Source organism: Tessaracoccus sp. ZS01 (assembly GCF_022342445.1).
Taxonomy (GTDB): Bacteria; Actinomycetota; Actinomycetes; order Propionibacteriales; family Propionibacteriaceae; genus Arachnia.
Genome location: NZ_PQFE01000006.1, coordinates 1 through 24,265 on the forward strand (window position 1 = coordinate 1; position 24,265 = coordinate 24,265).

At 70.0% G+C, this 24,265-nt stretch carries 24 protein-coding genes; 12 read left to right on the forward strand and 12 right to left on the reverse strand.

The window, feature by feature from the left end; all coding sequences use genetic code 11:
- From C3E87_RS07790 to C3E87_RS07830, 9 genes are all read right to left on the reverse strand, one after another.
- A partial coding sequence (locus C3E87_RS07790; protein ID WP_076061341.1) for a protein kinase occupies positions 1-1,279 on the reverse strand: 1,279 nt, incomplete at its 3' end.
- Positions 1,280-1,358: 79 nt separating this feature from the next.
- Positions 1,359-1,988 carry a cation transporter gene (locus C3E87_RS07795; protein WP_233120761.1) on the reverse strand — a complete coding sequence of 210 codons (630 nt, stop codon included), beginning with the start codon at positions 1,986-1,988 and terminating at the stop codon, positions 1,359-1,361.
- Between the two features lie 102 nt (positions 1,989-2,090).
- Positions 2,091-2,573 (reverse strand): hypothetical protein, encoded by a 483-nt coding sequence (locus tag C3E87_RS07800; protein WP_076061343.1) that lies wholly within the window; start codon positions 2,571-2,573, stop codon positions 2,091-2,093.
- Between the two features lie 10 nt (positions 2,574-2,583).
- On the reverse strand, positions 2,584-3,501 hold the full coding sequence (mshB, locus tag C3E87_RS07805; RefSeq protein ID WP_076061580.1) for an N-acetyl-1-D-myo-inositol-2-amino-2-deoxy-alpha-D-glucopyranoside deacetylase: 918 nt from the start codon (positions 3,499-3,501) through the stop codon (positions 2,584-2,586).
- Between the two features lie 20 nt (positions 3,502-3,521).
- Positions 3,522-4,115 (reverse strand): CE1759 family FMN reductase, encoded by a 594-nt coding sequence (locus tag C3E87_RS07810; protein WP_076061345.1) that lies wholly within the window; start codon positions 4,113-4,115, stop codon positions 3,522-3,524.
- A gap of 15 nt (positions 4,116-4,130) precedes the next feature.
- Positions 4,131-5,285 carry an LLM class flavin-dependent oxidoreductase gene (locus C3E87_RS07815; protein ID WP_076061347.1) on the reverse strand — a complete coding sequence of 385 codons (1,155 nt, stop codon included), beginning with the start codon at positions 5,283-5,285 and terminating at the stop codon, positions 4,131-4,133.
- A gap of 187 nt (positions 5,286-5,472) precedes the next feature.
- Positions 5,473-5,967 carry a hypothetical protein gene (locus C3E87_RS07820; RefSeq protein ID WP_076061349.1) on the reverse strand — a complete coding sequence of 165 codons (495 nt, stop codon included), beginning with the start codon at positions 5,965-5,967 and terminating at the stop codon, positions 5,473-5,475.
- A 40-nt stretch (positions 5,968-6,007) separates the two neighbouring features.
- Positions 6,008-6,514 (reverse strand): hypothetical protein, encoded by a 507-nt coding sequence (locus tag C3E87_RS07825; RefSeq protein ID WP_143570942.1) that lies wholly within the window; start codon positions 6,512-6,514, stop codon positions 6,008-6,010.
- Positions 6,515-6,648: 134 nt separating this feature from the next.
- Positions 6,649-7,725 carry a branched-chain amino acid aminotransferase gene (locus tag C3E87_RS07830; RefSeq protein ID WP_076061353.1) on the reverse strand — a complete coding sequence of 359 codons (1,077 nt, stop codon included), beginning with the start codon at positions 7,723-7,725 and terminating at the stop codon, positions 6,649-6,651.
- Positions 7,726-7,922: 197 nt separating this feature from the next.
- Between C3E87_RS07830 and C3E87_RS07835 the strand changes: the two genes are divergently transcribed.
- The 7 genes from C3E87_RS07835 (at position 7,923) to C3E87_RS07865 (ending at position 14,212) form a co-directional block, all read left to right on the forward strand.
- The gene (locus C3E87_RS07835) at positions 7,923-8,360 is read left to right on the forward strand and encodes an OsmC family protein (protein ID WP_076061355.1); all 438 of its coding nucleotides are present in this window, start codon (positions 7,923-7,925) and stop codon (positions 8,358-8,360) included.
- 72 nt (positions 8,361-8,432) lie between these two features.
- Positions 8,433-9,941 (forward strand): ABC transporter substrate-binding protein, encoded by a 1,509-nt coding sequence (locus C3E87_RS07840; protein ID WP_076061357.1) that lies wholly within the window; start codon positions 8,433-8,435, stop codon positions 9,939-9,941.
- 38 nt (positions 9,942-9,979) lie between these two features.
- Positions 9,980-10,945: an ABC transporter permease gene (locus tag C3E87_RS07845; RefSeq protein WP_076061359.1), complete on the forward strand. Its 966-nt coding sequence runs from the start codon at positions 9,980-9,982 to the stop codon at positions 10,943-10,945.
- On the forward strand, positions 10,942-11,811 hold the full coding sequence (locus tag C3E87_RS07850) for an ABC transporter permease (RefSeq protein ID WP_076061361.1): 870 nt from the start codon (positions 10,942-10,944) through the stop codon (positions 11,809-11,811). The genes C3E87_RS07845 and C3E87_RS07850 overlap by 4 nt, the downstream gene beginning before the upstream one ends.
- Complete coding sequence (locus C3E87_RS07855) at positions 11,808-12,605, forward strand: ABC transporter ATP-binding protein (RefSeq protein WP_076061363.1); 798 nt, start codon at positions 11,808-11,810, stop codon at positions 12,603-12,605. Before C3E87_RS07850 ends, C3E87_RS07855 begins: the two co-directional genes overlap by 4 nt.
- Positions 12,602-13,372: an ABC transporter ATP-binding protein gene (locus tag C3E87_RS07860; protein WP_076061365.1), complete on the forward strand. Its 771-nt coding sequence runs from the start codon at positions 12,602-12,604 to the stop codon at positions 13,370-13,372. The genes C3E87_RS07855 and C3E87_RS07860 overlap by 4 nt, the downstream gene beginning before the upstream one ends.
- Positions 13,373-13,381: 9 nt before the next feature.
- Positions 13,382-14,212 carry a type II CAAX prenyl endopeptidase Rce1 family protein gene (locus C3E87_RS07865; protein ID WP_076061367.1) on the forward strand — a complete coding sequence of 277 codons (831 nt, stop codon included), beginning with the start codon at positions 13,382-13,384 and terminating at the stop codon, positions 14,210-14,212.
- A 1-nt stretch (position 14,213) separates the two neighbouring features.
- On the opposite strand, the gene C3E87_RS07870 is transcribed toward C3E87_RS07865, so the two are convergent.
- Positions 14,214-15,992 carry a long-chain fatty acid--CoA ligase gene (locus C3E87_RS07870; protein WP_076061369.1) on the reverse strand — a complete coding sequence of 593 codons (1,779 nt, stop codon included), beginning with the start codon at positions 15,990-15,992 and terminating at the stop codon, positions 14,214-14,216.
- Between the two features lie 173 nt (positions 15,993-16,165).
- Between C3E87_RS07870 and C3E87_RS07875 the strand changes: the two genes are divergently transcribed.
- A complete protein-coding gene (locus tag C3E87_RS07875; protein WP_076061371.1) occupies positions 16,166-17,779 on the forward strand; it encodes an ATP-binding cassette domain-containing protein in 1,614 nt (537 codons plus the stop codon).
- A gap of 4 nt (positions 17,780-17,783) precedes the next feature.
- Here the strand turns inward: C3E87_RS07875 and udp are convergent, their stop codons facing one another.
- Positions 17,784-18,557, reverse strand: a complete 774-nt coding sequence (udp, locus tag C3E87_RS07880; RefSeq protein WP_076061373.1) for a uridine phosphorylase — start codon at positions 18,555-18,557, stop codon at positions 17,784-17,786.
- A 122-nt stretch (positions 18,558-18,679) separates the two neighbouring features.
- Here udp and C3E87_RS07885 point away from each other — a divergent pair, with 122 nt between their 5' ends.
- From C3E87_RS07885 to C3E87_RS07900, 4 genes are all read left to right on the forward strand, one after another.
- Complete coding sequence (locus C3E87_RS07885) at positions 18,680-19,543, forward strand: hypothetical protein (RefSeq protein ID WP_076061375.1); 864 nt, start codon at positions 18,680-18,682, stop codon at positions 19,541-19,543.
- A 79-nt stretch (positions 19,544-19,622) separates the two neighbouring features.
- On the forward strand, positions 19,623-20,504 hold the full coding sequence (locus tag C3E87_RS07890; RefSeq protein WP_076061377.1) for a hypothetical protein: 882 nt from the start codon (positions 19,623-19,625) through the stop codon (positions 20,502-20,504).
- 79 nt (positions 20,505-20,583) lie between these two features.
- On the forward strand, positions 20,584-22,026 hold the full coding sequence (locus C3E87_RS07895) for an MFS transporter (RefSeq protein ID WP_233120762.1): 1,443 nt from the start codon (positions 20,584-20,586) through the stop codon (positions 22,024-22,026).
- Positions 22,027-22,071: 45 nt separating this feature from the next.
- The gene (locus C3E87_RS07900; RefSeq protein ID WP_076061381.1) at positions 22,072-22,866 is read left to right on the forward strand and encodes a deoxyribonuclease IV; all 795 of its coding nucleotides are present in this window, start codon (positions 22,072-22,074) and stop codon (positions 22,864-22,866) included.
- A gap of 3 nt (positions 22,867-22,869) precedes the next feature.
- Here C3E87_RS07900 and xylB read toward each other — a convergent pair whose 3' ends face one another.
- Positions 22,870-24,264, reverse strand: coding sequence for a xylulokinase (gene xylB / locus C3E87_RS07905; RefSeq protein ID WP_076061383.1), 1,395 nt, complete (start codon positions 24,262-24,264; stop codon positions 22,870-22,872).
- Position 24,265: the final 1 nt, after the last annotated feature.

Below are 24,265 nucleotides of genomic sequence, written 5' to 3' on the forward strand. Positions count from 1 at the left end.
GGCTGGGCGAGGGCGTCGGGCTGGGGGATGCCTCGGTGGTCTGCGGCGAGGGTGAGACCGAGGGCGAGGCGTCGACGCTCGGGGAGGCCGACGCCGGCACGGCAGCGGTGGGCGACCGGTCCGCCGTGAGCTGCGGGTCCCCGGACAGCAGCCACCAGGCGAAGCCGACCACCATCAGCACTGCCAGCGCGATGAGGCCGATCAACAGGCCTCGCCGGCTGCCCTCTTCCTCTTCTTCCATGGGCAGGAGGACATCGCTGTCCTCGGGCTCTGCGGCGGCCCGGGCCGGCGCGACCACGGGCGCCGCAACCACGGGGGCGGGTGCGTCGGCCGGGTAGGCCCGCATGGGCGCGGGGAGACCCGCGGCCGGCACCACTGCCGTGTCCTCCCCCACCACCACGGGCGGCGGGAGGAGTTGGGTGACGGCTTCGGCGGTCTCGGCGCGCAGCGCCGCCTCGAGGGTGGCCGCATCCGCCGGCCGGGCGTCCGGGTCCTTGGCCAGCATGGCGGTGACGATGGCGGCCAACTGCGGCGGCACGTCGGGACGGGCCTCCTGGATGTTGGGTACCGGCTCCGTGGCGTGGGCCATCATCGTGGACACCGCGGTGGGGCCCTGGAAGGGGGGCCGGCCGGTGATGAGGGCGAACAGCACGCAGCCGAGTGCGTAGATGTCTGCGCGCTGGTCGACCCGCATCCCGCGGGCCTGTTCCGGCGCCAGGTAGGCGGCGGTGCCGATGACGGCACCGGTGGCGGTCAGCGGCGAACCGGAATCTGCCACCGCCTCGTCGATGATGTGGGTGATGCCGAAGTCGAGCACCTTGACCGCACCGTCGGCGGCGCGGGCGATGTTGCCGGGCTTGACGTCGCGGTGCACCAGGCCGGCGTGGTGGGCGGCGCCGAGCGCGGCGGAGACCTGGATCGCAATGCTGCGGATCTCTTCGAAGGGGAAGGCGCCGCGGGTGCGCAGCTCGTCAGCCAGCGTGCTGCCGGGCAGCAGCTCCATGACGAGGAACGCCCGGTCGTTGTCGACGCCGGCGTCGAAGACGGTGACGATGTTGGGGTGGTTCAGGGCGGCCGTGACGCGCGTCTCCCGGCGGAAGCGTTCCGCGGTGACCTCCGCGTCCTCCATCTCCGCGACCACCTTGACGGCGACCTCGCGGTCCAGCACCTGATCCCGGGCGCGCCAGACGGTGGACATGCCACCACGACCGAGCCGCTCTTCGAGGAGGTAGCGGCCGGCGAGGACATACCCCGGGCCGGGTTGGCTGCGCTCCGTCATGCTCCGAGCCTAGCCCCCGTTCCTGTCAGGGGAGGACCTACCGTCTCACGCCCCTTGCCAGGAACGGTTGGCCGGCGGCTCAGTCGTCGTCGACCTCACCGGCCAAGGCCTTGGCCGCGAGGTTCTCCTCCTCGGCCACCTCCCAGACCTCCTTGGCGGCCTGGAAGTTGAGCACGACGATGCCGAGACCGAGGATGAGGTCCGGCCAGCCATTGGGCACCAGGGTGAGCGTCAGGAGGCCCATGGCGATGATGCCGATGTTGATGATGACGTCGTTGCGGGCGGCGAGCCAGGCGGCCTTGGTCATGGATCCGCCGTGGTCGCGCTGGCGCAGCAACAGGAACGCGCACAGGGAGTTGACCACCACGGCGCCGCCCGCGGTGAGGATCAGCGACAGGGGATCCGGCGCGTCCGGGTTGGAGAACTTGGCCACCGCCTGCCACAGCGCCGCGGCGGCGGGGGCCAGGATGACCAGCCCCATGACCTTGCCGGCCTTCGCGCGCCGCGCAAGCGGCCAGCCCAGCGCGGCGAAGATCAGCAGGTTGACGGCGGTGTCCTCGAGGAAGTCGACCGAATCCGCGAAGAGCGACACGGACCCGATGGCCCACGCCACCGTCGCTTCGATGAAGAAGTAACCCAGGTTCAGGCCCGCCACCACCAGCACGGTGCGGCGGAGTAGGCGGGCCTTGGCGGGGTCGAGCTCGATCACGGGCTGAATGTACTACCGCATGCAATGTCCGCCAGCAGGGGGGCGTCCGCGCGGGCCCACACAGGGAGGTCCCCACTGGAGGAGATCTGATGCGGCGGCCCGTCAGCCTTCCGCGAGCACGTCCTTCATGGACTCCGGGCCCCACGTGAGGATCTGGGCGTTGGGGATGGCCGTGAAGAGGACGGCGTTGCCGTGGCCCACGAAGACCGTCTGGTCCTCGCTGGGCTCGGCGTAGATCTCGTAGCCGGCGTCCGCGGCGCTGCTCATGATGGAGTCGATGACGGGCTGGGGGTCCTCGTCGATCATCATCACGGCGGACTGCTCCGACTGGGTCACGATGGTGCTCTCCGGCAGCTTCATGCCCTTCGGCACGGTGACGTCCATGGGCCCGACCTTGATCACCTCGGTCTGGATCTCCCCGGTGAACGCCTCCTCCTCCGGCTGCGGGAGACCGCTCTGGGTGCCGCCCACCGGGGCGGACGCGGTCACCTCGGGCGCGGGCGTCGGTTCTTCCGAGCCGGTGCAGGCAGCCAGCGAAAGCGCGGCGACAACGGTGACGGCAAGTGCGGCGGGTCTCATCCTCATGGGCGCAATTCTATGCAGCGTCCGGGGACAGGCCCTCGAAGAGGTCCGTGGCCGGCCCGTCGCCCTGCGGGAACGGCTGCCCGGCACCGAGGAGATAGGCCTCCCCCGCGCCGGGGAGTTCCTGCATGATCGAGAAGAACTGCCAGAACGGGTCCTCCGCGTTGACCTGGCTGCGGTGCGTGAAGAGCGCGCGGCGGCAGATGTCAAGGTACGGCTGCAGCTCGACCACCGCGACGATCTGTTCCGGGTCCGGGCCGAAGCGGCGCTCCGCCTCGTCGTCGCTGTGGTCGTGATCAGCACCCCACAGCTCCAGACCACGCTCGCGGGCGATGGCGTAGGCCTCCGCCCACCGGCTGGTGTTGTGCGTGTTCCAGAGCACCCGCTGCACCTGCCACGGCGACCCCAGATCCGGCCGGTGCGACGGAGTGGCCGCCAGCTGCACGGCGTACATCAGCACGCGGTGGGCCTGGATGTGGTCCGGGTGGCCGTAGTTGCCGTGCGGGTCATAGGTGACAGCCACCTGCGGACGGCGGGTACGGATGACCTCGACGAGGTGGTCCGCCGCCTCGAGGAGGTCTGCGCGCCAGAACGCGTTGTCCGGCATCTCGTCGGGCACGCCGGCCCGGCCCGCCTCTGTGGTGACCATGCCGCTGTCGTGGTAGCGGCCGACCCCACCGAGGAAGAGGTGGTCCGTGACCCCGATGACGCCCATGGCCTGCGCAATCTCCTCCTGCCGGTGCACGCCCAACTCCTGCGGGGAGTAGTGCGCCCAGTCCGGCACCAGGATCTCGCCGAGTTCACCCAGCGTGCAGGTCACGAGCGTGACCTGAGCGCCTTCGGCGAGGTACCGGGCCATGGTGGCGGCGGACTGGCTGGATTCGTCGTCGGGATGGGCGTGCACGAGCAGGAGCCGGCGATCAGGGAGCATGTCCTTCAGCATAGGCATCGTCAGTTCCTGAGCAGAGTGGCGAACTCGACGAAGTCGTCGACCTCCACCTTGCGCTTCGAGCCCACGAGGGCGTCGGCGAGTTCGTCGGCGCCGGCGCGGACGCGGCGGCCGAGAGAGGCGACACCCGGGCCGCCGAAGTCCGACGTCGCGGCGAAGATGGCCGTGCGCATGGTGAGCGCGCCCAGGTAGCTGAAGAGGGGGCGCATGGCGAACTCGAGCATCAGCGAGTGGCGCTCCGTGCCGCCGGTGGCGGCCATGAGGACCTGCTTGCCCTTGAGCGTGTCCATGTCGAGGATGTCGAAGAAGCTCTTGAACAGGCCGGACATGGAGGCCGAGAACGTGGGACTGACGACGATGAGTCCGTCCGCCGCGGCCACGGCGTCGGTGATGCGGGCCAGCTCGCCGGTGGGGAAACCGGTGAGCATCGCGTCGACGATGGGGTGGGCCAGCTCGCGGAGTTCCGCGACGGTGACCTCGAGCTCCTCGCCCTTGGCGGCGAGGGAATCACGCAGCCGGGCGACGATGTCGTCGCTCAGCACGCGGGTGGACGACGGCGACCCCAGGCCGCCGGAAATCACGACGATGCGCTTCATGTGTCTTTTCCTCGGTCAGAGCTTGTTGTCGTCCTCGGCGCGGGTGCCGGTCCAGCGGTCCACCTGCGGCTCGCCGGGCGCGACCTCCTCGACGGGGCCCCGTGCGGCGAGCATGCTCGCGTGGGTGGGGGCGTCGGGCACGTGGGCCGGCTTGAGCTTGGCGAATTCCTTGCGCAGCACGGGCACGACCTCTTCACCGAGCAGGTCCAGCTGCTCGAGCACGACCTTCTGCGGCAGGCCGGCGTGGTCCATGAGGAACAGCTGGCGCTGGTAGTCGCCCGCGTACTCGCGGAAGCCCAGAACCCGCTCGATGACCTGCTGCGGCGAACCGACGGTGAGCGGGGTCTCGCGCGTGAAGTCCTCCAGCGAGGGGCCACCGCCGTAGACGGGGGCGTTGTCGAAGTAGGGGCGGAACTCGCGCAGGGCGTCCTGGGAGTTCTTCCGCATGAACACCTGGCCGCCGAGCCCGACGATCGCCTGGTCCGCGGTGCCGTGGCCGTAGTGCTCGAAGCGGCGGCGGTACAGCTCCACCATGCGCTTGGTGTGCGACGAGGGCCAGAAGATGTTGTTGTGGAAGAAGCCGTCACCGTAGTAGGCGGCCTGCTCCGCGATCTCGGGGGAGCGGATGGAGCCGTGCCAGACGAACGGCGGGATGCCGTCGAGCGGGCGTGGCGTGGAGGTGAAGCCGTGCAGCGGGGTGCGGTACTTCCCCTCGAAGTTGACGACCTCCTCGCGCCACAGCGCGTGCAGCAGCGAGTAGTTCTCGACGGCGAGCCCGATGCCCTCGCGGATGTCCTTGCCGAACCAGGGGTAGACCGGGCCGGTGTTGCCGCGGCCCATCATGAGGTCGACGCGGCCCTCGGCCAGGTGCTGCGCGTAGGCGTAGTCCTCGGCGAGGCGGACGGGGTCGTTGGTGGTGATGAGCGTGGTGGCGGTGGAGAGGAGGATCTTCTCGGTCTTCGCGGCCAGGTACGCCATCAGGATGGGCGGGTTGGCCGGCGCGATGAACGGCGGGTTGTGGTGCTCACCGGTGGCGAACACGTCCAGACCCCTTTCCTCAGCCTTCATGGCGAGCTCGACGGTGGCCCGGATGCGGGCATTCTCGGTGGGCGTCCTGCCCGTGGTGGGGTCGGTGGTGACGTCACCGATGGTGAAGATGCCGAACTGCATGATGTGCCTTTCCTCAAGCTGCTGACACCACCATACAACATAGTTGACTGTTAAACTATTCCCGTGCGCCAGCCCGGCTCTCGTCAACGAGCCTGGACAGAGCCCACCGTCGGCATGCTGTTCATCCCCCAGCAGGTGATCCAGATGGCCGGCGTGGGTAGGGTGCACGCGCATTGAGCCCCGCGGCTCAGTGCGGGAAGGCGAATTCGCCGATCACGAAGTAGACCGAGAACAACGCCGGCAGGAGCGGGAGCAGAACCAGCCACGAGGTCTCGTTCCGGCGGAACCACGCGAGGAGCGCGACCACACCGGCGCCGACCATGAGCAGGAACCCGATGCCCGCCAGCACCGGCGGCGGCAGGAGCGAGAACTCGGTGCCGTCATCGAAGCGGAACGGTGTCATCACGGCCAACTGGAACACGGCGATCCCCACCGCCATCAGGCCGAGCGACCACCAGGCAAACGCCGTCTTCGGGCGCAAGGTCATGGGCTCACCACGACGCTCCAGGCTGCCGCCGGCGGCCAGCACGAGGGCCACCAGGCCGACGAGGAACGCGCCCGTGAACACCCACGCGCGGGGTTCCGCGGACGGGACGAAGAACATCGCGACGAAGAGTGCCGCCACGAGGGCCGCCACGTACAGGGCCGCCAGGCCGAGTTTCGAATGCGCGAGTGTTGACATGTCACACTCCCCTTTCACCCGCAGGCGAGGCGCGCGCGCCTCAGTGCGGGAACGTGAATTCGCCGACCACGAAGTGGACCGCGAACAGCGCGGGCAGCAGCGGCAGGAGGACCAGCCACGACCTCTCGTCGCTGCGGAACCACGCCAGGAGGGAGACCACTCCGGCGGCCAGCATCAGGGCGAACCCCGCGATGGTGAAGACCAACATGGGGATGAAGGGGCCCATCTCCGTGGGTTGCCCCGTCCTGATGATCGCCACGTAGAGGCCCGACAGGAACATCGTCGCGACTCCCGCGACGCTGAGCCCGATCGCCCACCACCCCATCCTCGTACGGGGTCGGAAGGCCACCTTCTCGTGGCGCCGGTGAAGGTCATCGAGCGCCACCAGGGCCACGGCGAGCGTCATGGCGAAGAACATCGCCGTGAAGACCCACGCGCGGGTCTCGTCGGAGCGGATGAAGAACATTGCGGCGATCATCGCCAGCACCACACCTCCGACAACAAGCGCAGCTTGTCCGAGCCTCGAGTGCACCATCTCAACTGACATGAGGGCCACCCCCTCTGGGGGATCCGCCGTCGGGTGTATCCCGACTGGTGAGTCAATACTACGCCCGGTAGGAATGTTGCGACAAGGGGTTCCCTTCAGGATGTCGGTGGTCGAGAACCGGCGACAGCGCGCGGTCAGACGACGCGGCGCATCCAGCCGTGCTTGTCCTCCGCGCGGCCGTACTGGATGTCCACGAGGTGCTGGCGGATCTCGCGGGTCTTGCTGCCCGGCATCCCGTCGGCCACCTCCTGGGGGCCGCGGTCCGGGGAGTTGAAGCCGGTGATGGGGGTCACGACGGCGGCGGTGCCGCAGGCGAACACCTCGGCGATCTGGCCGCTGGCCACGCCGTCGAGCACCTCGTCGATGGAGATCTTGCGTTCCACAGCCTTGAGGTCATGATCCGCCGCGAGTTCCAGGATGGATTCACGCGTGACACCCGGCAGGATGGTGCCGAGTGCCGGCGTGAGCAGTTCACCGTCGGCCGTCACGAACATGATGTTCATGGTGCCGCACTCCTCCACCCACTTGCGCTCCGCGCCGTCGAGCCACAGCACCTGACCGCAGCCGTTGGCCGCCGCCTCCTCCGTGGCGATCAGGCTGGCGGCGTAGTTGCCGCCGCACTTCGCGGTGCCGGTGCCGCCGGGGGCGGCGCGCGTGTAGTTGGGGGTGATCCAGAGCTTCACGGGCTCCGAGTAGTACGGGCCCGCGGGCGTGGCGATCACGGCGTAGCGGTAGGTGTTGGCCTCGCGGACGCCGAGATACGGCTCCGAGGCGATCGTGAACGGGCGCAGGTACAGGCTCTGCTCGTTCTCGCTGACCGGCACCCAGTGGTGCTCCAACTTCACCAGTTCCTCGACGGAGGCCAGGAAGACGTCTTCGGGGAGGACCGCCATGCCCAGGCGGCGGGCGGAGTTCACGAAGCGGGCCGCGTTGCGCTCGGGGCGGAACAGCCAGATCGAGTCGTCGTCGTGCCGGTAGGCCTTCAGGCCCTCGAAGATCTCCTGGCCGTAGTGCAGGACGGCGGAGGCGGGGTGCAGTGCCCACTCGGTGGTGGGCACGATGCGGGGTTCCTGCCAGCCGTCGCCACTGATGTAGTCGATCACTGCCATGTGGTCCACGTAGTAGCGACCGAAACCGGGGTCTGCGAGCGCCGCGTGGCGGGCTGCTTCGGCGGTGGGGGTCGTGCTGCGTTTGATGGAGAACTGGGCCATGGATGTGATGGTAGCCCCGCCGCACACCGGCGCCGGCGGGGGTCCACTCATCAAACCGCGGCTGAGCACCAGCCCCATCCATGCCGCACGGCCCAAATCCAGATATGGGGCCGTGGACGACGCCGAATCTAGATGTGGCGCGCCCCCCGGCCGACGCGGGGTCGCCGCCACCCGCCCGCCCGGCCTAGGCTGGCGCCATGACCGAACAGACCAGGAGCCCCCGCGCCGTCGACGTGCAGCGCGTGTCGTCCACCGATTTCCGCGCCACCAACGAGCGCGGCGGCGAGATCGCCATCGGCACCGGCGGCGACGACCTCTTCACCCCCGTGGAACTCCTGCTGGCCGCCATCGCCGCCTGCGGATCGATCGACGTCGACATGCTGACCACCCGCCGCGCCGTCCCCGACGTGTTCGCCGTCGAGGCGTCCGGCACCAGCGTCAAGGACGAGACGGGCAACCGCCTGGAGGACATCCGCGTCACGTTCGACGTGCGTTTCCCGGAGGGCGAGGACGGCGACCGGGCCCGCCGGATCCTCGACAAATCCGTCGAGCGCGCCCGGGATTTCCTCTGCACCGTCTCGCGCACCGTGGCCCTCGGCACCCCGGTGGAAATGGTCCCGGCCAACCGGGAATGAAATCGCCCTCCCCCGGGTTGGGAGATGGGCAGGGCGGCTGACCGGCCGACCCGAATGAGCACAGGAGCCGTCATGAAAACACTCTGGAAAGCAGTCGCCGCGATAGCAGCCATAGGCGTGATGCTGACCGGCTGCGGCGGCTCCGACGACGGCGCGGATCCCGCAGCGGTGGGCGCAGACCCCGAGGCCGCCATCGAGATCGGCTCCATCTACGAGCCCGGCAACCTCAGCAACACGGGCGGCGGCGGCCAGGGCGTCACCGAGGCCCTGGGCGGCAACGTCTACGAGTCGCTCATCAAGCTGAACGACGACGGCTCCATCAGCAACCTCCTCGCGGAGGACTACGCGGTCAGCGACGACGGCCTCACCTACACCTTCACGCTGCGCGACGGCGTGAAGTTCCACTCCGGCCGCGATGTGACCGCCGCCGACGTGCAGGCCAGCTACGAGGCGGTGGTGGCCGAGGATTCCCAGGCGGCCCGCAAGTCCAGCTTCGCCGTCGTGGATTCCGTGGCGGCCCCCGACGACAAGACGGTGGTCTTCACGCTCAACTCGAAGTCCATCTCGTTCCCGTACTACATGGCCTACGTGTGGATCGTGAACCCGGAACTCGGTGACCCGCTGACGGAGACCGACGGCACCGGCCCCTACACGCTGGACGAGTGGAAGCGCGGCAGCACGCTGAGCCTGGTGCGCAACGACGACTACTGGGGCGACAAGGCCAAGAACGGCCGCGTCACCTTCAACTACTTCACCGACGCCAGCGCCCTGGGCAACGCCCTGCTGACGGGCCAGCTCGACCTGGTCACCACCATCCAGAGCCCGGATTCGCTCGTGCCGTTCGAGGACAACGACGAGTTCCAGATCAGCGAGGGCACCTCGACGGTGAAGGAACTGCTGGCGTTCAACGACCGGGTCGCCCCGTTCGACGACGCCCGCGTACGCAAGGCCGTCTACTCCGCCGTCGACCGCGAGAAGCTGCTGGGCGCGATCTGGGACGGTCGCGGCACGCTGATCGGCTCCATGGTGCCCCCCACGGACCCCTGGTACGAGGACCTCACGGACCTCAACCCGTACGACCCGGAGCTCGCCGCGGAACTGCTGACCGAGGCCGGCCTGGCTGACGGGTTCGAGTTCGAACTCCAGACCCCGAACTACGACCCACACCCGCAGGTGGCGGAGTTCCTGAAGTCTGAGCTCGCCAAGGTGGGCGTCACGGTCAACATCAAGACCATCACCGCCGACGAGTGGTACTCCAACGTGTTCAAGGAGCGCGCCTTCGAGGCCACACTGCAGGAACACGTCAACGACCGCGACGTGGTCTGGTACGCCAACCCGGACTTCTACTGGGGCTACGACAACGCCGAGGTGCAGACGCTCGTGGCCGAGGCAGAGCAGGCGGATTCGCCCGAGGCGCAGGCGGAGAAGCTGAAGGAGGCCAACCGGATCATCGCGGAAGAGGCCGCCAGCAACTGGCTCTACCTCTTCCCGCAGATCGTCGTGGCGCACAAGGACATCAGCGGGTTCCCGGTCAACGGCCTGAACTCCCAGTTCTTCGTCTACGGCATCACCAAGGGCTAATCTTTGGCAATGATTCAGCGGGAAACCCGAGACGGCGCATGACCAGTTACCTGGTACGCCGGCTCGGGTTTCTGCTGCTCAGCTTCCTCCTGGCGATGCTGCTGATCTTCGTGCTGTTGCGCCTCCTTCCGGGTGACCCGGCCAACGCGCTGTTGTCCGTCGACGCCACGCCGGAACAGATCCAGGCGGCGCAGGAGCAGGTGGGCTCGAACCTGCCGCTCTGGGAACAGCTCACCACCTGGCTCTCCGACGTCGCCCGGCTCGACCTGGGCAACTCCTTCATCTCCGGCAGCCCGGTGCTGCCCGACATCGCCCAACGCCTGACCGTCACGCTGCCGCTGACGCTGATCGCCTTCGCGCTGTCGGTGGTCGTCGCCGGCCTGCTGGGCTACACCGCGGCCGTGCGCTCCAACACCCGGCTGGGCGTGCTGCTGTCCGGCGTGGCCCAGGTGGGCATCGCGGTGCCGGTCTTCTGGATCGGCATCCTGCTCGTCTGGCTGCTCGCGCTGGAGCTGCGGCTGTTCCCCTCGGGCGGTTTCCCGCGCACGGACTGGGAGGATCCGCTCGCCGCGCTCACGTCGTTGACGCTGCCGGTGATCACCATCGTCTTCGTGATGAGCGCCTCCCTGACGCGCTACGTCCGCTCCGCCGTGCTGGACGTGCTGGACGCGGACCACCTGCGCAACGCCCGAGCCCTGGGCGCGAGCCCCACCGAGGCCTTCCTCCGTCACGGACTGCGCAACGCGTCGGTGCCGGTGATCTCCATCCTCGGCATCGAACTGGCGTCCACCCTGCTGGGCGCCGTGGTGGTGGAGGCCGTCTTCAACCTGCCCGGGCTGGGATCCATGCTGACGAAGGCCATCGCGGAACACGACTACCCCAGCATCCAGGGCGTACTGCTGGTCACCACGCTGTTCGTGCTGCTGATCGGTTTCCTCGCCGACGTGGTGCAGCGCGTCGTGGACCCGCGGCTGCGGGTCTCACTCTCGGGGGCCGACGCATGAGCGCCCCGGTCGAGCTGCCCGCGGCCGTCGTGCCCACGCTGGCCCGCCGGCGGGCGCGGTTGCCGCTGACGCTGCTGGTGGGCACGGCGTTCCTACTCTTCGCCGTCGCGCTCGGGGCCGTCTCCCTGGTGTGGTTGCCGTTCGACCTGGCAGACACCTCCGGCGGACGCCTCGAGGCGCCCGGCGCCCACCACTGGATGGGCACCGACAGGCTGGGCCGCGACACCTTCAGCTTCATCATGGCCGGCACGCGCATCGCGCTGACCGTCGGCGTGGGCAGCTCGGCCATCGCCATGGTGGTGGGCACGGCGATCGGGCTGATCGCCGCGTTCTCCAGGGGCTGGCTCGACGACATCCAGTCGTCGCTGCTCGACGTGCTCATCGCGTTCCCCACGCTGCTGCTGGCCATGCTCATCGGCGCCGCGCAGGGGGCGAGCCTGGGCTCCGCCGTCGTCTCCATCGGGCTGGCGGCCTCCGCCATCGTCGCGCGCCTCACCCGCATCCTCGCCAAGCGGCTGCTGGGCGCGCAGTTCGTCACGGCGGCCCGCACGTCGGGCACCGGTTGGCTGGGCATCATCCGCTCGCACCTGCTGCCCAACATGTGGCCCACGCTCGTGGTGGCGGGCGCGCTGATCTTCGGGGCCGCCGTGCTGGCCGAGGCGTCGCTGTCCTACCTCGGGCTGGGGGTGCCGCCGCCCAACTCGTCGCTGGGGCGGTTGCTGCAGGAGTCGCAGTCGACGGTGAACTCGGCGCCCTGGGGAGCCGTCGCGCCGGGCGTGGTCATCGTGGTCATCGTGCTGGGCGCCAACTTCGTCGCCGACGGGCTCCGCGAGCGCCTCGACCCGACGCGGAGGGAGCGGGCATGAGCTACCTCGAAGTCTCTGACCTCGCCGTCGTGGCCGGCGGCCGACGGGTGGTGGACGGCGTGTCGTTCGCCGTCGACGCCGGTGAGCGCGTGGGCATCATCGGCGAATCCGGCTCCGGGAAGTCGCTGAGCATCTTCTCGGTGCTGGGCCTGCTACCGCGCGGTCTGCGGGCCTCCGGATCCGTCCAGGTGGACGGGCAGGAGGTCATCGGCGCCTCCGAACGGGCGCTCGCGGGCGTGCGGGGCGCGAAGGTGGCGATGGTGTTCCAGGACCCCTCCACCGCCCTGGATCCACTGACGCGCGTGGGCGCATTCCTCGCCGAGCCGCTGCGCCGACACCGTGGGCTGCGCGGGTCCGGCCTGGAGGCGGCCATCCGGCAGGCCCTCGACGAGGTGGCGCTGCCGTCGACAGACCGGGTGCTGCGGGCCTTCCCGCACGAACTGTCCGGCGGGCAACGCCAGCGCGTGGCGATCGCGGCCGCCCTGGCGTGCCGGCCGAAGATCCTGCTCGCGGACGAGCCCACCACCGCGCTCGACGTGACGGTGCAGGCCGGCGTCCTGGGCCTGCTCGCCCGGGTGGTGGAGGAACACGAGATGGGGCTGCTGTTCGTCTCGCACGACCTCGCCGTCGTCTCGCAGACCGTCACGCGCGCGCTGGTGATGCGCGACGGACACGTCGTGGAGGAGGGGCAAGTGGAGACGCTGATCACGGCTCCGCGTGACCCGTACACGCACCGGCTGGTGGGCAGCGCTCGGGCGCTGGACCGTGCCCTGAGCACCGGGAGGCTCGAGTGACAGTCCTCGCACTGGAGGGCGCCACCTACCGCTACCGCGGGGCCACCGAGCCGGCCCTGCAGGGGCTCGACCTCGCCGTCGACAAGGGGCGGAGCCTGGGCGTGGTGGGCGAATCGGGTTCCGGCAAGACCACCGCGCTGCGGCTGCTGCTGGCACTGGCGTCGCCCAGCGAGGGGCGGGTGCTGTTCGACGGCGAGCCGCTGTCGCTGCGGAACGCCGGGCAGGTGCGGCGGCTGCGTCGCGCGGTGCAGCCGGTCTTCCAGGACCCGTACGCGTCGCTGGACCCGCGGATGCGGGTGGACCGCATCGTGGCCGAGCCGCTGGTGTCGCTGGCGGTGGAGCGCGACGGCGCCCGCCGTCGAGCCCGGGTGGCCGACGCCCTGGCGGAGGTGGGCCTGGAGCCCGACGCCCTGAAGCGCTACCCGCACGAGTTCTCCGGCGGGCAGCGGCAGCGCATCGCCATCGCCCGGGCCCTCGTGACCAACCCCGAGGTGCTGATCGCCGACGAGCCCGTGAGCGCCCTCGACGTGACCACGCGCATCGAGGTGATCGCGCTGTTCGACAGGCTACGGAAGGACCGCGGCCTGAGCATCGTGATGGTGTCGCACGACGTCAGCATCGTGGCCGCGCTGTGCGACGAGACGGTGGTCCTGCAGGACGGCCGGCTCGTCGAATCCGGCCCCACCATGGAGGTGCTGAACGCACCGCGGGAGCCGTACACCCAGGCGCTGATCGCCGCTATCCCGCGGCTCGGCGCCGCCGAATAGGGTGACGGCGTGCCCGTCGAGACCACGGACTCCCCCGTCGTCGCGCGCAGGCCGGGATGGAGCGTGTCGCTGATTCCCGCCGCGCTGGTTTCCCTGTCGGCGTTCTTCCTCTTCGGCCTCGAGGCCCGCCCCGTCGGCTACCTGACGATGGCGCTCGGCATCGCCCTGGCCGTCTGGCTCGACCGGGTGCTGCTCCGCGACCTCCTGCTGGTCGCCGTCGGTCTCGTCATCGTCTCCACCATCTCGGTGCGCGCCGACGTGAGTTGGGGCAACGTGGCGCTGATGGGCACCGTGCTGACGCTGGCCGTGGCGGTGCCGTACCTGCTCAACCGCTTCGGCTACGGAGACCACACCATCCGTTTCCACTGGCTCTCAGGCCGCTGGACGCGATGGATGTGGGCCTATCTGCTGGCGGTGCCGGTGATCGGCTGGGTGCTGCTGCCCACCTACTTCGTGCGCTCCGGCGCGTACCGCAACTGGCCCGCGCTCGAGGACTGGACGGAGGTGGCCCGCTTCTTCGTCGGCGTGAACTTCGTGGGTTCCTGGGACGAGTTCTTCTTCATCATCACGATCTTCGTGCTCCTGCGCCGGCACTTCTCCTTCTGGTTCGCCAACGTGCTGACCGCGGTGATCTTCGTGTCGTTCCTCTGGGAGTTGGGCTACCAGGAGTGGGGCCCGCTGCTCACCACCCCGTTCGCCCTCCTCCAGGCGTACCTGTACTCGAAGACCCGCTCGCTGCTGTACGTGCTGGTGGTGCACCTGCTGTTCGACGTGGTGGTATTCCTGTCGATCGTGCACGTGCGCTACCCGCAGCTGCAGATCTTCTTCTACCTGTGGTGACTCAGCCCTGCTTGCGGGCCCTCTCCAGGCGGGCGTACATCTCGTCGACCAGGTCGCGGAAGCGCTTCTCCACCTCGCGGCGGCGCACCTTCAGCGTGGGCGTCAGCAGGCCGTTGTCCATGGTGAATTCCTCATGCAGGACGGTGGTTTCCTTCGGCCGCTCCTGCGATGGCAGCCGCGCCGTGATCTCGTCGACGCGGCGGCGCAGCTCGTCGAGCAGCTCGCTCGAGTTCATCCAGTCCTTCATCTCCCCGGGCCAGGAGAAGCGCTTAGCCAGCTCCTCCACCGCGGGCAGGGACGGCTTGACCAGCAGCGTGACGAACGGCCTGTTGTCGCCGAGCAGCACGGCGTGTTCGAACAGCGGGTCCGCCAGGATCAGGCCCTCGATGGGCTGCGGGGCGACGTTCTTGCCGCCGAGGGTGACGATGATGTCCTTCAGCCGGTCCGTGATGATGAGGAAGCCGTCGGTGTCGACGTAGCCGACGTCGCCGGTGTGCAGCCACCCGTCCTTGATCACCTGGTCGGTGGCCTCCTGGTCGTTCCAGTAGCCCTTCATGACATTGAGGCCCTTGTAGAGGATCTCGCCGAAGTCGCCGATCCGGATCTGGCCACCGGGCAGCACCTTGCCCGTGGTGTTCTCCTTGAAGTCGTCCGGCGCGTTGAACGACACCAGGGGCGAGGCCTCCGTCAGCCCGTAGCCCTGCATCACCGGCAGCCCCACCGACGCGAAGAACTCCTCGATCTCCGGGCGCAGCGGCGCGCCGCCACACGCCAGCACGGTCTTCGGCCCGCCCAACGCGGCGCGGACGTTGCCGAGCACCAGCTTGTCGGCGATCCGCAACTTCGCACGGAGCGAGGCGCCGGGCTCACGACCGGCGCGGAACGCGTACTGGTTGTGCCTGCCCACCTTCAACGCCCAGGCGAAGATCGCGCGCTTCACCGGCGACCCGCCGGCCTTCTGGTGCGCCGTGCTGTAGACCGTCTCGAACAGCTTCGGCACCGACGCCATCATGGTCGGCTGGGCCAGCACCATCTGCTCCGCGACGGTGCGCGCGTTCTCGACGTAGGTGTTCATGCAGCCGTGCATCAGCACGACGTAGGTCCAGGCCCGCTCCAGCGCATGCGAGAGGGGCAGGAACGACAGCGAGTGGTCGTCGGGGGTGATGTCGAAGAACTGGTCCAGCGCGTCGGACTGCATCACGAACGCCTTGTGTTGGAGCATCACGCCCTTGGGGTTGCCGGTGGTGCCGGAGGTGTAGATGATCGACGCCAGGTCGTCGCCGTCCGCCCCCGCGAAGCGCTCCTCGACCTCGGGCGTCGGCTCGGCCAGGAAGTCGGCGTAGCTGACGATCTGGGCCGGCATGCCGTCGTACGGCTGGGTGATGATGACGTGCTGCAGCTCCGGCAGGGAGTCGAACACCTCCAGCACCCGTTCGGCCTCAGACTGGTTCCCGACGAACATCACCGTCAGGCCCGAATCCCCCGCGATGTGCTGGATCTGCTCCGGCGTGGAGGTGGCGTACAACGGCACGGGCACCGCGCGCACCGTGCCGCAACCCAGGTCGATCTCCGACCACTCGGGGCTGTTGCCGAGGAAGATGCCGACCCGCCCGCCTGTCTCGACGCCGAGGTTCAGGAGCCCCTGAGCCACCCGGCGGATCTGCTCGCCGAACTGGGCGTAGGTCTGGGTTCGCCACGCGTCGTTCTCGCGGATTCTGGTGGCGGTGCGATGGCCATGCTGCTCGATGATGCTGCGGACGCGTGCGACGACGTGGTTCATGGGGTTCCCCTCCGTTGGGCGTTCTCCAGCCTAACGCGCCCCGAGACAGACCCGCCCGCCGGTGTCTAGACTTGGCGGACCCCAACCTTGGAAGTGACATGACTGACTGAGCCGGGCGCGCCCGTTGGCGTGCCGTCCCCCAGACCGCATCCCAGCGACCCCTCAGGATCCTCATGGCTCATTCCCCTGCCGTCGTCGCAGACGGCCTCTCCTTCCACCTGCCCAGCGGCGCCGTCATCCTTGACCGCGTCTCCGCCACGTTCCCGGCTGCCCTGACTGGGCTGATCGGGCCCAACGGCTCCGGGAAAACCACCCTGCTGCGCCTGATCGCCGGCCACCTCCAACCGACGGCGGGCCACCTGCTCGTCTCCGGGCGGGTCCACCTCCTGCCCCAGCGGGTGTCGACGGCGGGTTCGGTGGCCGAGCTGCTCGGCATCGCGCCGGTCCGGGCCGCGCTGTGGGCGATCGAGGCCGGGTCCGTCGACCAGGCGCAGTTCGACGCCGTCGGCGAGGACTGGGACGTCGAGCCCCGGGCCCTGGCCGAACTGGCCGCGTTGGGGCTGGCCGTCGACGCCGACTTCCTCGACCGCGACGCCGGCTCGCTGTCCGGCGGCGAAGCCACCCGCATCGCGCTGGCGGGCGCCCGGCTGGCCCGAGCCGACATCACGCTGCTCGACGAGCCCACCAACAACCTCGACACCCGCACGCGACGGTGGCTCCACGACGCCCTCAGCGCCTGGGACGGCGCGGTCATCGTCGTCAGCCACGACCGCGACCTGCTGGAGCGCGTGGGCGCCCTGGTGGACCTCGATCCCCGCGGCACCGTCAGCTTCGGCGGCCCGTTCAGCGCCTACCAGGAGCAGCGTGCCGCCGCTCAGGCCACGGCTGAGCGGCGACTTCGGGAGGCCGACGCCGAGCTGTCCCGCGCGAAGCGCGCCGCACAGGCGGAGCTGCAGCGGCAGGCCCAACGGGACCGCTCCGGGCGGCGTGAGCGGGCCAAGGGCAACGTGGACAAGATGGCCGCGCACTACTTCCAGGACCGCGCGGACAAGGGCTCTGGGGCCAAGGCTACGGCGCACGCGGGGGCCATCGCCGACGCGCTGGACAACCGCAGCCGCGCGGACGCCGCGGCCCGTGCGCCGGAGGTGATCAGGATCGACCTGCCGGACACCACGGTGCCGCCGGGCAAGCGGGTTCTGGCCCTGCGTCAGTCTGGTGAGTCGCCGCTCGAGGTGGTAGGCCCTGAGCGGATCCGCCTCACTGGCGACAACGGGGCGGGGAAGTCAACGCTGCTCGCCCGGCTGCTGGGTGTGGACACCGCTTCCCACCTCCTGGGCGACGTGGAAGTCGCGCTGCCGCCCCAGGTGCCCGTCGGCGTGCTGACGCAGACACTCGAGGAGTTGGACGCTTTCACCTCCGCGCTGGAGGCGCTGCGGGCGGCCGCCCCGGGCCGGACGCCGCACGACGCCCGGGCGCTCCTGGCGCGGTTCCTGATCAGGGGTGACCGCGCGGACCAGCCGCTGGCCACCATGTCCGGCGGCGAACGGTTCCGGCTGGGGCTGGCGCGCACGCTGTTCGCGGATCCGGCACCCCAGCTTCTGGTGCTGGACGAGCCCACCAATAACCTCGACCTGGCGTCGGTGGTGCAACTGGTGGCCGCGCTCGGCGACTACCGCGGGGCGCTCCTCATCGTCACCCACGACGCGCACCTGGCCCGCGACCTGCACGTCACCCGTCGCTGGGATCTCACCCGGGAGGCGGGCGACGTGCGGATCAGTGACGGGTGAGGCGTCAGCCGCGGGCCTTGTCGGCGGCGATCACGCGGCGCATGCCCTCGATGGCGGTGGGGATCAGGTTGCCGATCTGCGAGGCTGCCTTCTCCTCGTCGGTCATGGGCTGGAAATCGTGGTGGCCCATGATCATCATCACGCCGCCGGCGCGGACGCGGCGGGTGGCGGCGACGAGGAACAGCGTGGCACATTCCATCTCGGAGACCAGGCAGCCGCCCTTCACCCAGGCGTCCCACCGCTCCTTCAGGCGCGACGCCACGGGCATCGAATCCGGCGAGTGCTGCCCGTAGAAGGAGTCCTTCGACTGCGAGACGCCCACGTGGTAGCGCTTCCCCATGTCCCGCGCGGCCTCGGTCAGGCCCATGATGAGGTCCTGGTGTGCGACGGCGGGGAACTCCATCGGCAGGTAGTGCAGGCCAGTGCCCTCGTCGCGGATGGCGGCGTTGATCACGGCGACATCGCCGGGCTGCGTCTCCGGCTGCATGGCGCCGGAGGTGCCGACGCGCATGAAGGTGTCGGCGCCCACATGGATGAGTTCCTCGACGGCGATCGCGGTGGACGGGCCGCCCATGCCGGTGGACGTGACCGCGACGGGCACGCCGTCGAGTTCACCGGCCCAGGTGGTGTGTTCGCGGTTCGACGCGACGAAGCGGGGGTTGTCGAAATGCTGCGCGATGACCTCGCAGCGGCCGGGGTCGCCGGGGAGGAAGACGTAGCGCCCGATGTCGCCCTGGGCGAGGTGGATGTGGTACTCGTAACCCTCTGAGTAGGCCATGAATGCTCCTTACTGAATGTCAGCCAAGCTACCCGTATCCAGGCGGCCTCTGCTGGGTTTAGAGTTTGTCAGACACACCGTCGGGCGCGTCACCTCGGTGTGGGGGCCGAGGAGGAGATGCGATGAACGTGCTGCGCCGTGCGCTGGCCGTCGCCGCCACGGTCCTCCTCGCCGTCCCGGCCGTGGCACGTGCCGATGAGGGCACCGCCCCCGGCACGCCGGTCCGGCGCATCTCGTGCCCCACCGCCGAGCAGGTCTCGAAGGTCTCCGGCTACGACCTGTCCTCCCTGACCGCCACCCGCGCCTCCTGCTGGTACGAGAGCGCCCCCACCGCCGCGCAGGGCCTGCGGCAGCGCGTCGAGTTCACCTACACCAAGGACGCCGGCCTGGCCGCCGCCCGGTCCCGCGTCGAGGCGTGGCAGGACGCCACCATCCGCTCGGCCGTCGCGCTGGGCCCGGAGGCGTTCTCCTGGGAGTCCGCGGGCCCGGCCAACGTCTACTGGGAGGTCAGCCCCGGGGCGGTGGGCACGCTCAGCGGCGTCGACGACCACGCGAAGGCAGTGGCCACCGCGGAGTTGTTCCGCCCACAGATGGAGGTCTACACCGTGCCGGGCGAGCGCACGGTGAGCGGCCGGAAGTGGCGCACCACCTGCGAGCCGTACTCCGAGACCACCCGCTGCCGCACCGAGATCTGGGCGCACACCGTCGTGCCGGACGGGGCTTCCTTCCGCCGCCAGGAGGGCTGGACTTTCAACTCTCTGACGTACCTCTGGTCCAAGCGCGCGCTGTGGGCCGACAATCCGCTCGCCACGGACGGCACCTGGCGGGCCGACGGCCGGGTCTGGCGCACCGAGTGCGACACGGCCGCCACGGGCCGGGGCGCCTGCCGCACCTGGCTGCGTCACCCCACCGTCGAGGTGGCCCCGGACGGGGAGTTCGTCACCACCGTCGGCTGGGTGTTCAACAACCAGGTCCTGTTCAGCTGAGCCGAACCGGTCCGCCTGTCAACCAAAGCGCCGCTCGTCGCGTCTTACCGGTACAGACCTTTGAGGGAAGGCGATTCCAATGACGCTCCGCACCACACTCACCGTCCTGGCCGCCGCAGCGATGTTCGCCGTCGGTGTGGCCACTCCCGCGCAGGCCGCCCCGGTCGCCCCCGTGGCCCGCGTCGCCTGCCCCTCCGCCGAGGCCGTCTCGGCCACCTGGGGCGGGAAGTTGACCCGGACAGAGGTCACCACCACCTCCTGCCGCTACCAGAGGGTGGGCGGCGACGCCTACGACGGCTTCACCGTCAGCGTCTCCGTCGGCACCCCTGCCGAGGCCAAGGCTGCGTTGGCCGCCGGGTGGCCCGTAGAGAGTCCGTACCCGTTCAGCCCCGCGCCCGTGCCTGCATTGGGGGCCGACGCGTTCAAGTGGGCGGACGCCAGCCCGGCGTTCTACTACTGGACCTTCGCGCCCGGCGCTCTGGCCACCATGGCGGGCAACACGAGCTCTGCCTCGTCCGAGACCGCGCTGATCGCCACGGCCAAGCTCTTCAAGCCGATGTTGGAGGTCTACACCGTGCCCGGTGAGCGCACCGTCAACTCTCGCCAGTGGCGCACCACCTGCGAGCCGTACTCGGCCACCGCCCGCTGCCGCACCGAGATCTGGGCCTCCGTCATCACACTGAAGGACGGCCGCTACCTCAAGACCGACGGCTGGGCCTTCAACTCGCTCACGTACCGCTGGTCGGACCGTGCCCTCTGGAAGAACAACCCGCTGGGCAACACCACCACCGGCTGGACCGCCACCGACGGCCGCAGGTGGCGCACGGAATGCGACACCGCCACCACCGGACGCGGCGCCTGCCGCAGCTACATCCAGGCCACCGTCATCAGCACCACCGTCTCCGGCTACCGGCAGGAGACCACGTGGGTCTTCAACAACCAGGTCCTCTTCAACCAGTGACGGGCACGTCACCCGGAGGGGGTCGATGACCCAGACACACCACGCGGGCGATCCCGCCACTGGGTGACATACTCGCCGGGTGACCGATAGAAACCACATCTCCGCACCAGGCACGACCAGGACCTTCCACCGGATGAAGGTCCTGGCCGTCCTGCTGCTGTCGATGGGGATGTCGCTTATGGCCATCTCGTCGGTCAACGTGGCCCTACCCACCATCCAGGAGGGGCTGGGCGCGACCGACCAGGACCTCCAGTGGGTGCTCGCCGGCTACGCGCTGGCCTTCGGAGTGACGCTGATCCCCGCTGGCCGCGCCGGCGACGTGCTGGGGCGTGGCTCCTGGTTCATCGTCGGTGCGGCGCTGTTCACCGTGGCGTCGCTGGCCTGCGGTCTGGCGCCCAACGCGTTCATCCTGAACGCAGCCAGACTGGTGCAGGGCGTAGGCGCGGGACTGTTCTCGCCGCAGGTCACCGGCATGATCCAGCAGTACTTCAGCGGCGGCGGGCGGGCCAAGGCGTTCGCCCTGCTGGGCGTGACGATCTCCGCCTCAGTGGCGGCCGGCCCCGTCATCGCCGGTGCCATCATCGAGGCCGCCGGCCCGGAGACCGGGTGGCGCTGGGCCTTCTTCGGCTACCTCCCCCTCGGCCTTGCCGCCGTCGTGCTGGGCCTGAGGTGGTTCCCGTTCGTGAAGGAACGCAGGCGCCGGCTGGGCCTCGACGCGACGGCGGGCAGGGTCGATCTGGACCCGGTCGGCTCCCTGCTCATCACCGCCTCCGTGGTGGCCGTGATGTACCCGTTCATGGCGAGGCAGTCGTGGGCCTGGTGGCTCCTGCCGCTCGCCGCCGTCCTGATCCTCGCGTGGTGGCTCTGGGAGCGCCGGTACAAGGCCGCGGGCCGCGAGCCGCTCGTGGACCTCGAACTCTTTCGCTACCGCTCCTTCCGCAACGGGCTGCTGGTCTCCGGCGCCGCCTTCCTGGGTCTGACCTCCACGTTCGCGGTGGTGGCGATCTTCCTGCAGAACGGGCTGGGGGTCGACGCGCTGCGCACCGGCCTGCTGGGCCTCCCCAACGCGGTGCTGAGCGCCGTCGCCTCTATCTACACGGTGCGCTTCGTGATGACGCGCGGCAGGCGTCTCGTCGTGTTCGCGCTCGCGTTGATGGTCACCGGCGCCCTGTTGAGCATCCTGGTGGCGTGGGGCATCGGGGAGTTCGGCTGGTCGTTCTGGTGGCTCTCGGCCACGCTGGGTCTCAACGGGGCGGCCATGGGCGCCTTCGCCTCGGCGAACCAGACGTTGAGCATGCAGGACGTGCCCGTGCGCCACGGAGGCACGGCCAGCGGCCTGAAGCAGACCGTCGAGCGCATCACCACCGCGCTGGGCAACGCGGCCATCACCGGCGTCTTCTTCGCCGTCGCCGCCACGGGCTCGTGGACCCTGGCGTTCATGGGCGCCTTCACCGGGATCGCGGCCTGCCTCCTGCTCGCGCTGGTGCTGGGGATCATGGACGACAGGCAGCATGCGCGCTGAAACCGCGCCAGCGACTTCCCCCGCCACGTAGCTAGGCTGGGCACCATGTCTTTCCCCCTCGGTGCCCACGTCGACTCCGTCAACCCGCTCGCCGACGCCGCGGCGCTCGGCGCCGGCGTCGTGCAGATCTTCCTCGGCGACCCGCAGAGCTGGAAGAAGCCCGCGGCCCTCACCGAGGGCGGGGCCGAGGCCCTCAGGCTGGCCGCCGCCGAGGCAGGCGTGCAGCTGGTCATCCACTCCCCCTACGTGCTCAACGTCGCGTCGCTGAACAACCGCGTGCGCATCCCCAGCCGCAAGCTGCTGCAGCAGACCGTCGACGAGGCGGCCGCCGTCGGCGCGCTCGGCGTGGTGGTGCACGGCGGTCACGTCACCGCGAAGGACGACCCGGCCGTCGGGTACGAGAACTGGCGCAAGTGCGTGGACGGGCTCAAACTGCCGGTGCCGATCTTCATCGAGAACACAGCCGGCGGCGGGCAGGCGATGGCGCGCTACGAAGAGTCCATCGAGCGGCTGTGGGACGCCATCTCCGGTTCGGACAACATCGCTCAGGTGGGGTTCTGCCTCGACACGTGCCACGCCCACGCGGGCGGGCTCGAACTCGACGGTCTGGTGGGACGCATCAAGGCGATCACCGGCCGCATCGACGTGGTGCACTGCAACGACTCCCGCGACGCCTACGACAGCGGCGCCGACCGGCACGCCAACCTTGGTCAGGGCCAGGCGGACCCGGACGCCCTCATCGCGATCATCCGCGAAGCGGCCGTGCCGACCATCCTCGAAACCCCCGGCGGGGTCCCGGAGCACGACGCCGACCTGGCGTGGCTCCGGGCCCGGCTCTGAGGGTTACTTCCAGCCGTTGGCGACAGCCAGCCGCTCGGCCTCTGCGCGGTAGCGCTCCATGATCTCCGGCTTCGACGCGGCCTCGTAGGTCTCGGAGCCGGCCAGCTCCCAGGTGGGGAGCGTTCCGGTCAGCACCCACGCGGCCTGACGCGCCGCGCCCAGCGCCACGTACTCGCCGGCCGGCGGCACGTCCACGGGCACCCCGAGCACCTCTGGGGCGATCCGCCGCACGGCCTCAGACTTGGCGCCGCCACCGATCAGCGACACGCGCTCAACGGCGACACCGAGCGCTCGCACCGCATCAAGACCCCCGCCGAGCAGGCCCAGCAGGCCCTCGACGGCGGCGCGGGCGAGGTTCGACGGCGTGAAGTTGGCCAGCGTCATGCCCACCAGCGACGCCGTGGCGTCGGGCAGATTGGGCGTGCGTTCCCCCTCGAACCACGGCACGAGCGTCAGCCCACCGGCGCCGGGCGCGGCCGAGAGTGCCAGCCTGGCCAGCTCGTCGAAATCGATGCCGAGCACGGAGCGGGCGCTGTCGAGGATGCGGGCCGCGTTGAGGGTGGCGGTGAGTGGCAGCCAGGCGCCCGTGGCGTCGGCGAACCCGTTCACGGTTCCGGTGGCGTCGGCCACCGGGGTGCCGGAGACCGCAGCGACCACGCCCGAGGTGCCGATCGACAGCGACGTCTGGCCGGGCGCGAGGCCCAGCCCCAGAGCGGCCGCCGCGTTGTCGCCGGCGCCGGGCCCGATGAGGAACCCGGGCCCCTCGACCCCCTCGTCGGGACGCAGCACGCGGGGCAGCACCACGTTCGCGGCGTCGCGGCGCAGCGCCAGCGACAACAGGTCGCGGCGGTACTCATTGGCGACGGAGTCGAAGTAGCCCGTGCCCGAGGCGTCAGAGCGGTCCGTGACCAGGTCGTCGAGCGAGCGTGCGCCACGGATGCGCCACGTCAGCCAGTCGTGCGGGAGCGCGACGGCGGCGACCCGCGCCGCGTTGTCAGGCTCCTCGTCCGCCAGCCAGCGAAGCTTCGTCTGCGTGAACGACGCCAGGGGCAGGTGACCGACGGCCTCCGCCCAGCCGTCGAACTCCGCGCGCAGGTCTGCGGCGGCCCCCGCTGAGCGGGTGTCGTTCCAGAGCAGCGCATCGCGGATCACGCGGCCGTCGGCGTCCAGCGCCACCATGCCGTGCTGCTGGCCGCCGACGCTCAGCGCCTCGACGTCGTCGAGCCCGCCGGCCTGCTCGGCAGCCTGCTGGAACGCGTTCCACCAGTGTTCCGGGTCGACGGCGGTCCTGTCGGGGTGCGACGCCTGGCCCCGGCGCACCACTGCGCCGGAGTCGGCATCGACGATGAGCACCTTGCACGACTGTGTCGAGGTGTCGACGCCTGCCACCAATGCCATC

Excerpts from the sequence above, each read along its gene's own strand:
- C3E87_RS07840 (WP_076061357.1), top strand. The coding sequence starts at position 8,433 with ATGAAAACACTCTGGAAAGCAGTCGCCGCGATAGCAGCCATAGGCGTG.
- C3E87_RS07875 (WP_076061371.1), top strand. The coding sequence starts at position 16,166 with ATGGCTCATTCCCCTGCCGTCGTCGCAGACGGCCTCTCCTTCCACCTG.
- C3E87_RS07855 (WP_076061363.1), top strand. The coding sequence starts at position 11,808 with ATGAGCTACCTCGAAGTCTCTGACCTCGCCGTCGTGGCCGGCGGCCGA.
- C3E87_RS07845 (WP_076061359.1), top strand. The coding sequence starts at position 9,980 with ATGACCAGTTACCTGGTACGCCGGCTCGGGTTTCTGCTGCTCAGCTTC.
- C3E87_RS07815 (WP_076061347.1), bottom strand. The coding sequence starts at position 5,285 with ATGCAGTTCGGCATCTTCACCATCGGTGACGTCACCACCGACCCCACC.
- C3E87_RS07900 (WP_076061381.1), top strand. The coding sequence starts at position 22,072 with ATGTCTTTCCCCCTCGGTGCCCACGTCGACTCCGTCAACCCGCTCGCC.
- C3E87_RS07890 (WP_076061377.1), top strand. The coding sequence starts at position 19,623 with ATGACGCTCCGCACCACACTCACCGTCCTGGCCGCCGCAGCGATGTTC.
- C3E87_RS07870 (WP_076061369.1), bottom strand. The coding sequence starts at position 15,992 with ATGAACCACGTCGTCGCACGCGTCCGCAGCATCATCGAGCAGCATGGC.
- C3E87_RS07820 (WP_076061349.1), bottom strand. The coding sequence starts at position 5,967 with ATGTCAACACTCGCGCATTCGAAACTCGGCCTGGCGGCCCTGTACGTG.
- C3E87_RS07835 (WP_076061355.1), top strand. The coding sequence starts at position 7,923 with ATGACCGAACAGACCAGGAGCCCCCGCGCCGTCGACGTGCAGCGCGTG.
- C3E87_RS07830 (WP_076061353.1), bottom strand. The coding sequence starts at position 7,725 with ATGGCCCAGTTCTCCATCAAACGCAGCACGACCCCCACCGCCGAAGCA.
- C3E87_RS07885 (WP_076061375.1), top strand. The coding sequence starts at position 18,680 with ATGAACGTGCTGCGCCGTGCGCTGGCCGTCGCCGCCACGGTCCTCCTC.
- C3E87_RS07825 (WP_143570942.1), bottom strand. The coding sequence starts at position 6,514 with ATGTCAGTTGAGATGGTGCACTCGAGGCTCGGACAAGCTGCGCTTGTT.
- xylB (WP_076061383.1), bottom strand. The coding sequence starts at position 24,264 with ATGGCATTGGTGGCAGGCGTCGACACCTCGACACAGTCGTGCAAGGTG.
- C3E87_RS07800 (WP_076061343.1), bottom strand. The coding sequence starts at position 2,573 with ATGAGGATGAGACCCGCCGCACTTGCCGTCACCGTTGTCGCCGCGCTT.
- mshB (WP_076061580.1), bottom strand. The coding sequence starts at position 3,501 with ATGCTCCCTGATCGCCGGCTCCTGCTCGTGCACGCCCATCCCGACGAC.
- C3E87_RS07810 (WP_076061345.1), bottom strand. The coding sequence starts at position 4,115 with ATGAAGCGCATCGTCGTGATTTCCGGCGGCCTGGGGTCGCCGTCGTCC.
- C3E87_RS07850 (WP_076061361.1), top strand. The coding sequence starts at position 10,942 with ATGAGCGCCCCGGTCGAGCTGCCCGCGGCCGTCGTGCCCACGCTGGCC.
- udp (WP_076061373.1), bottom strand. The coding sequence starts at position 18,557 with ATGGCCTACTCAGAGGGTTACGAGTACCACATCCACCTCGCCCAGGGC.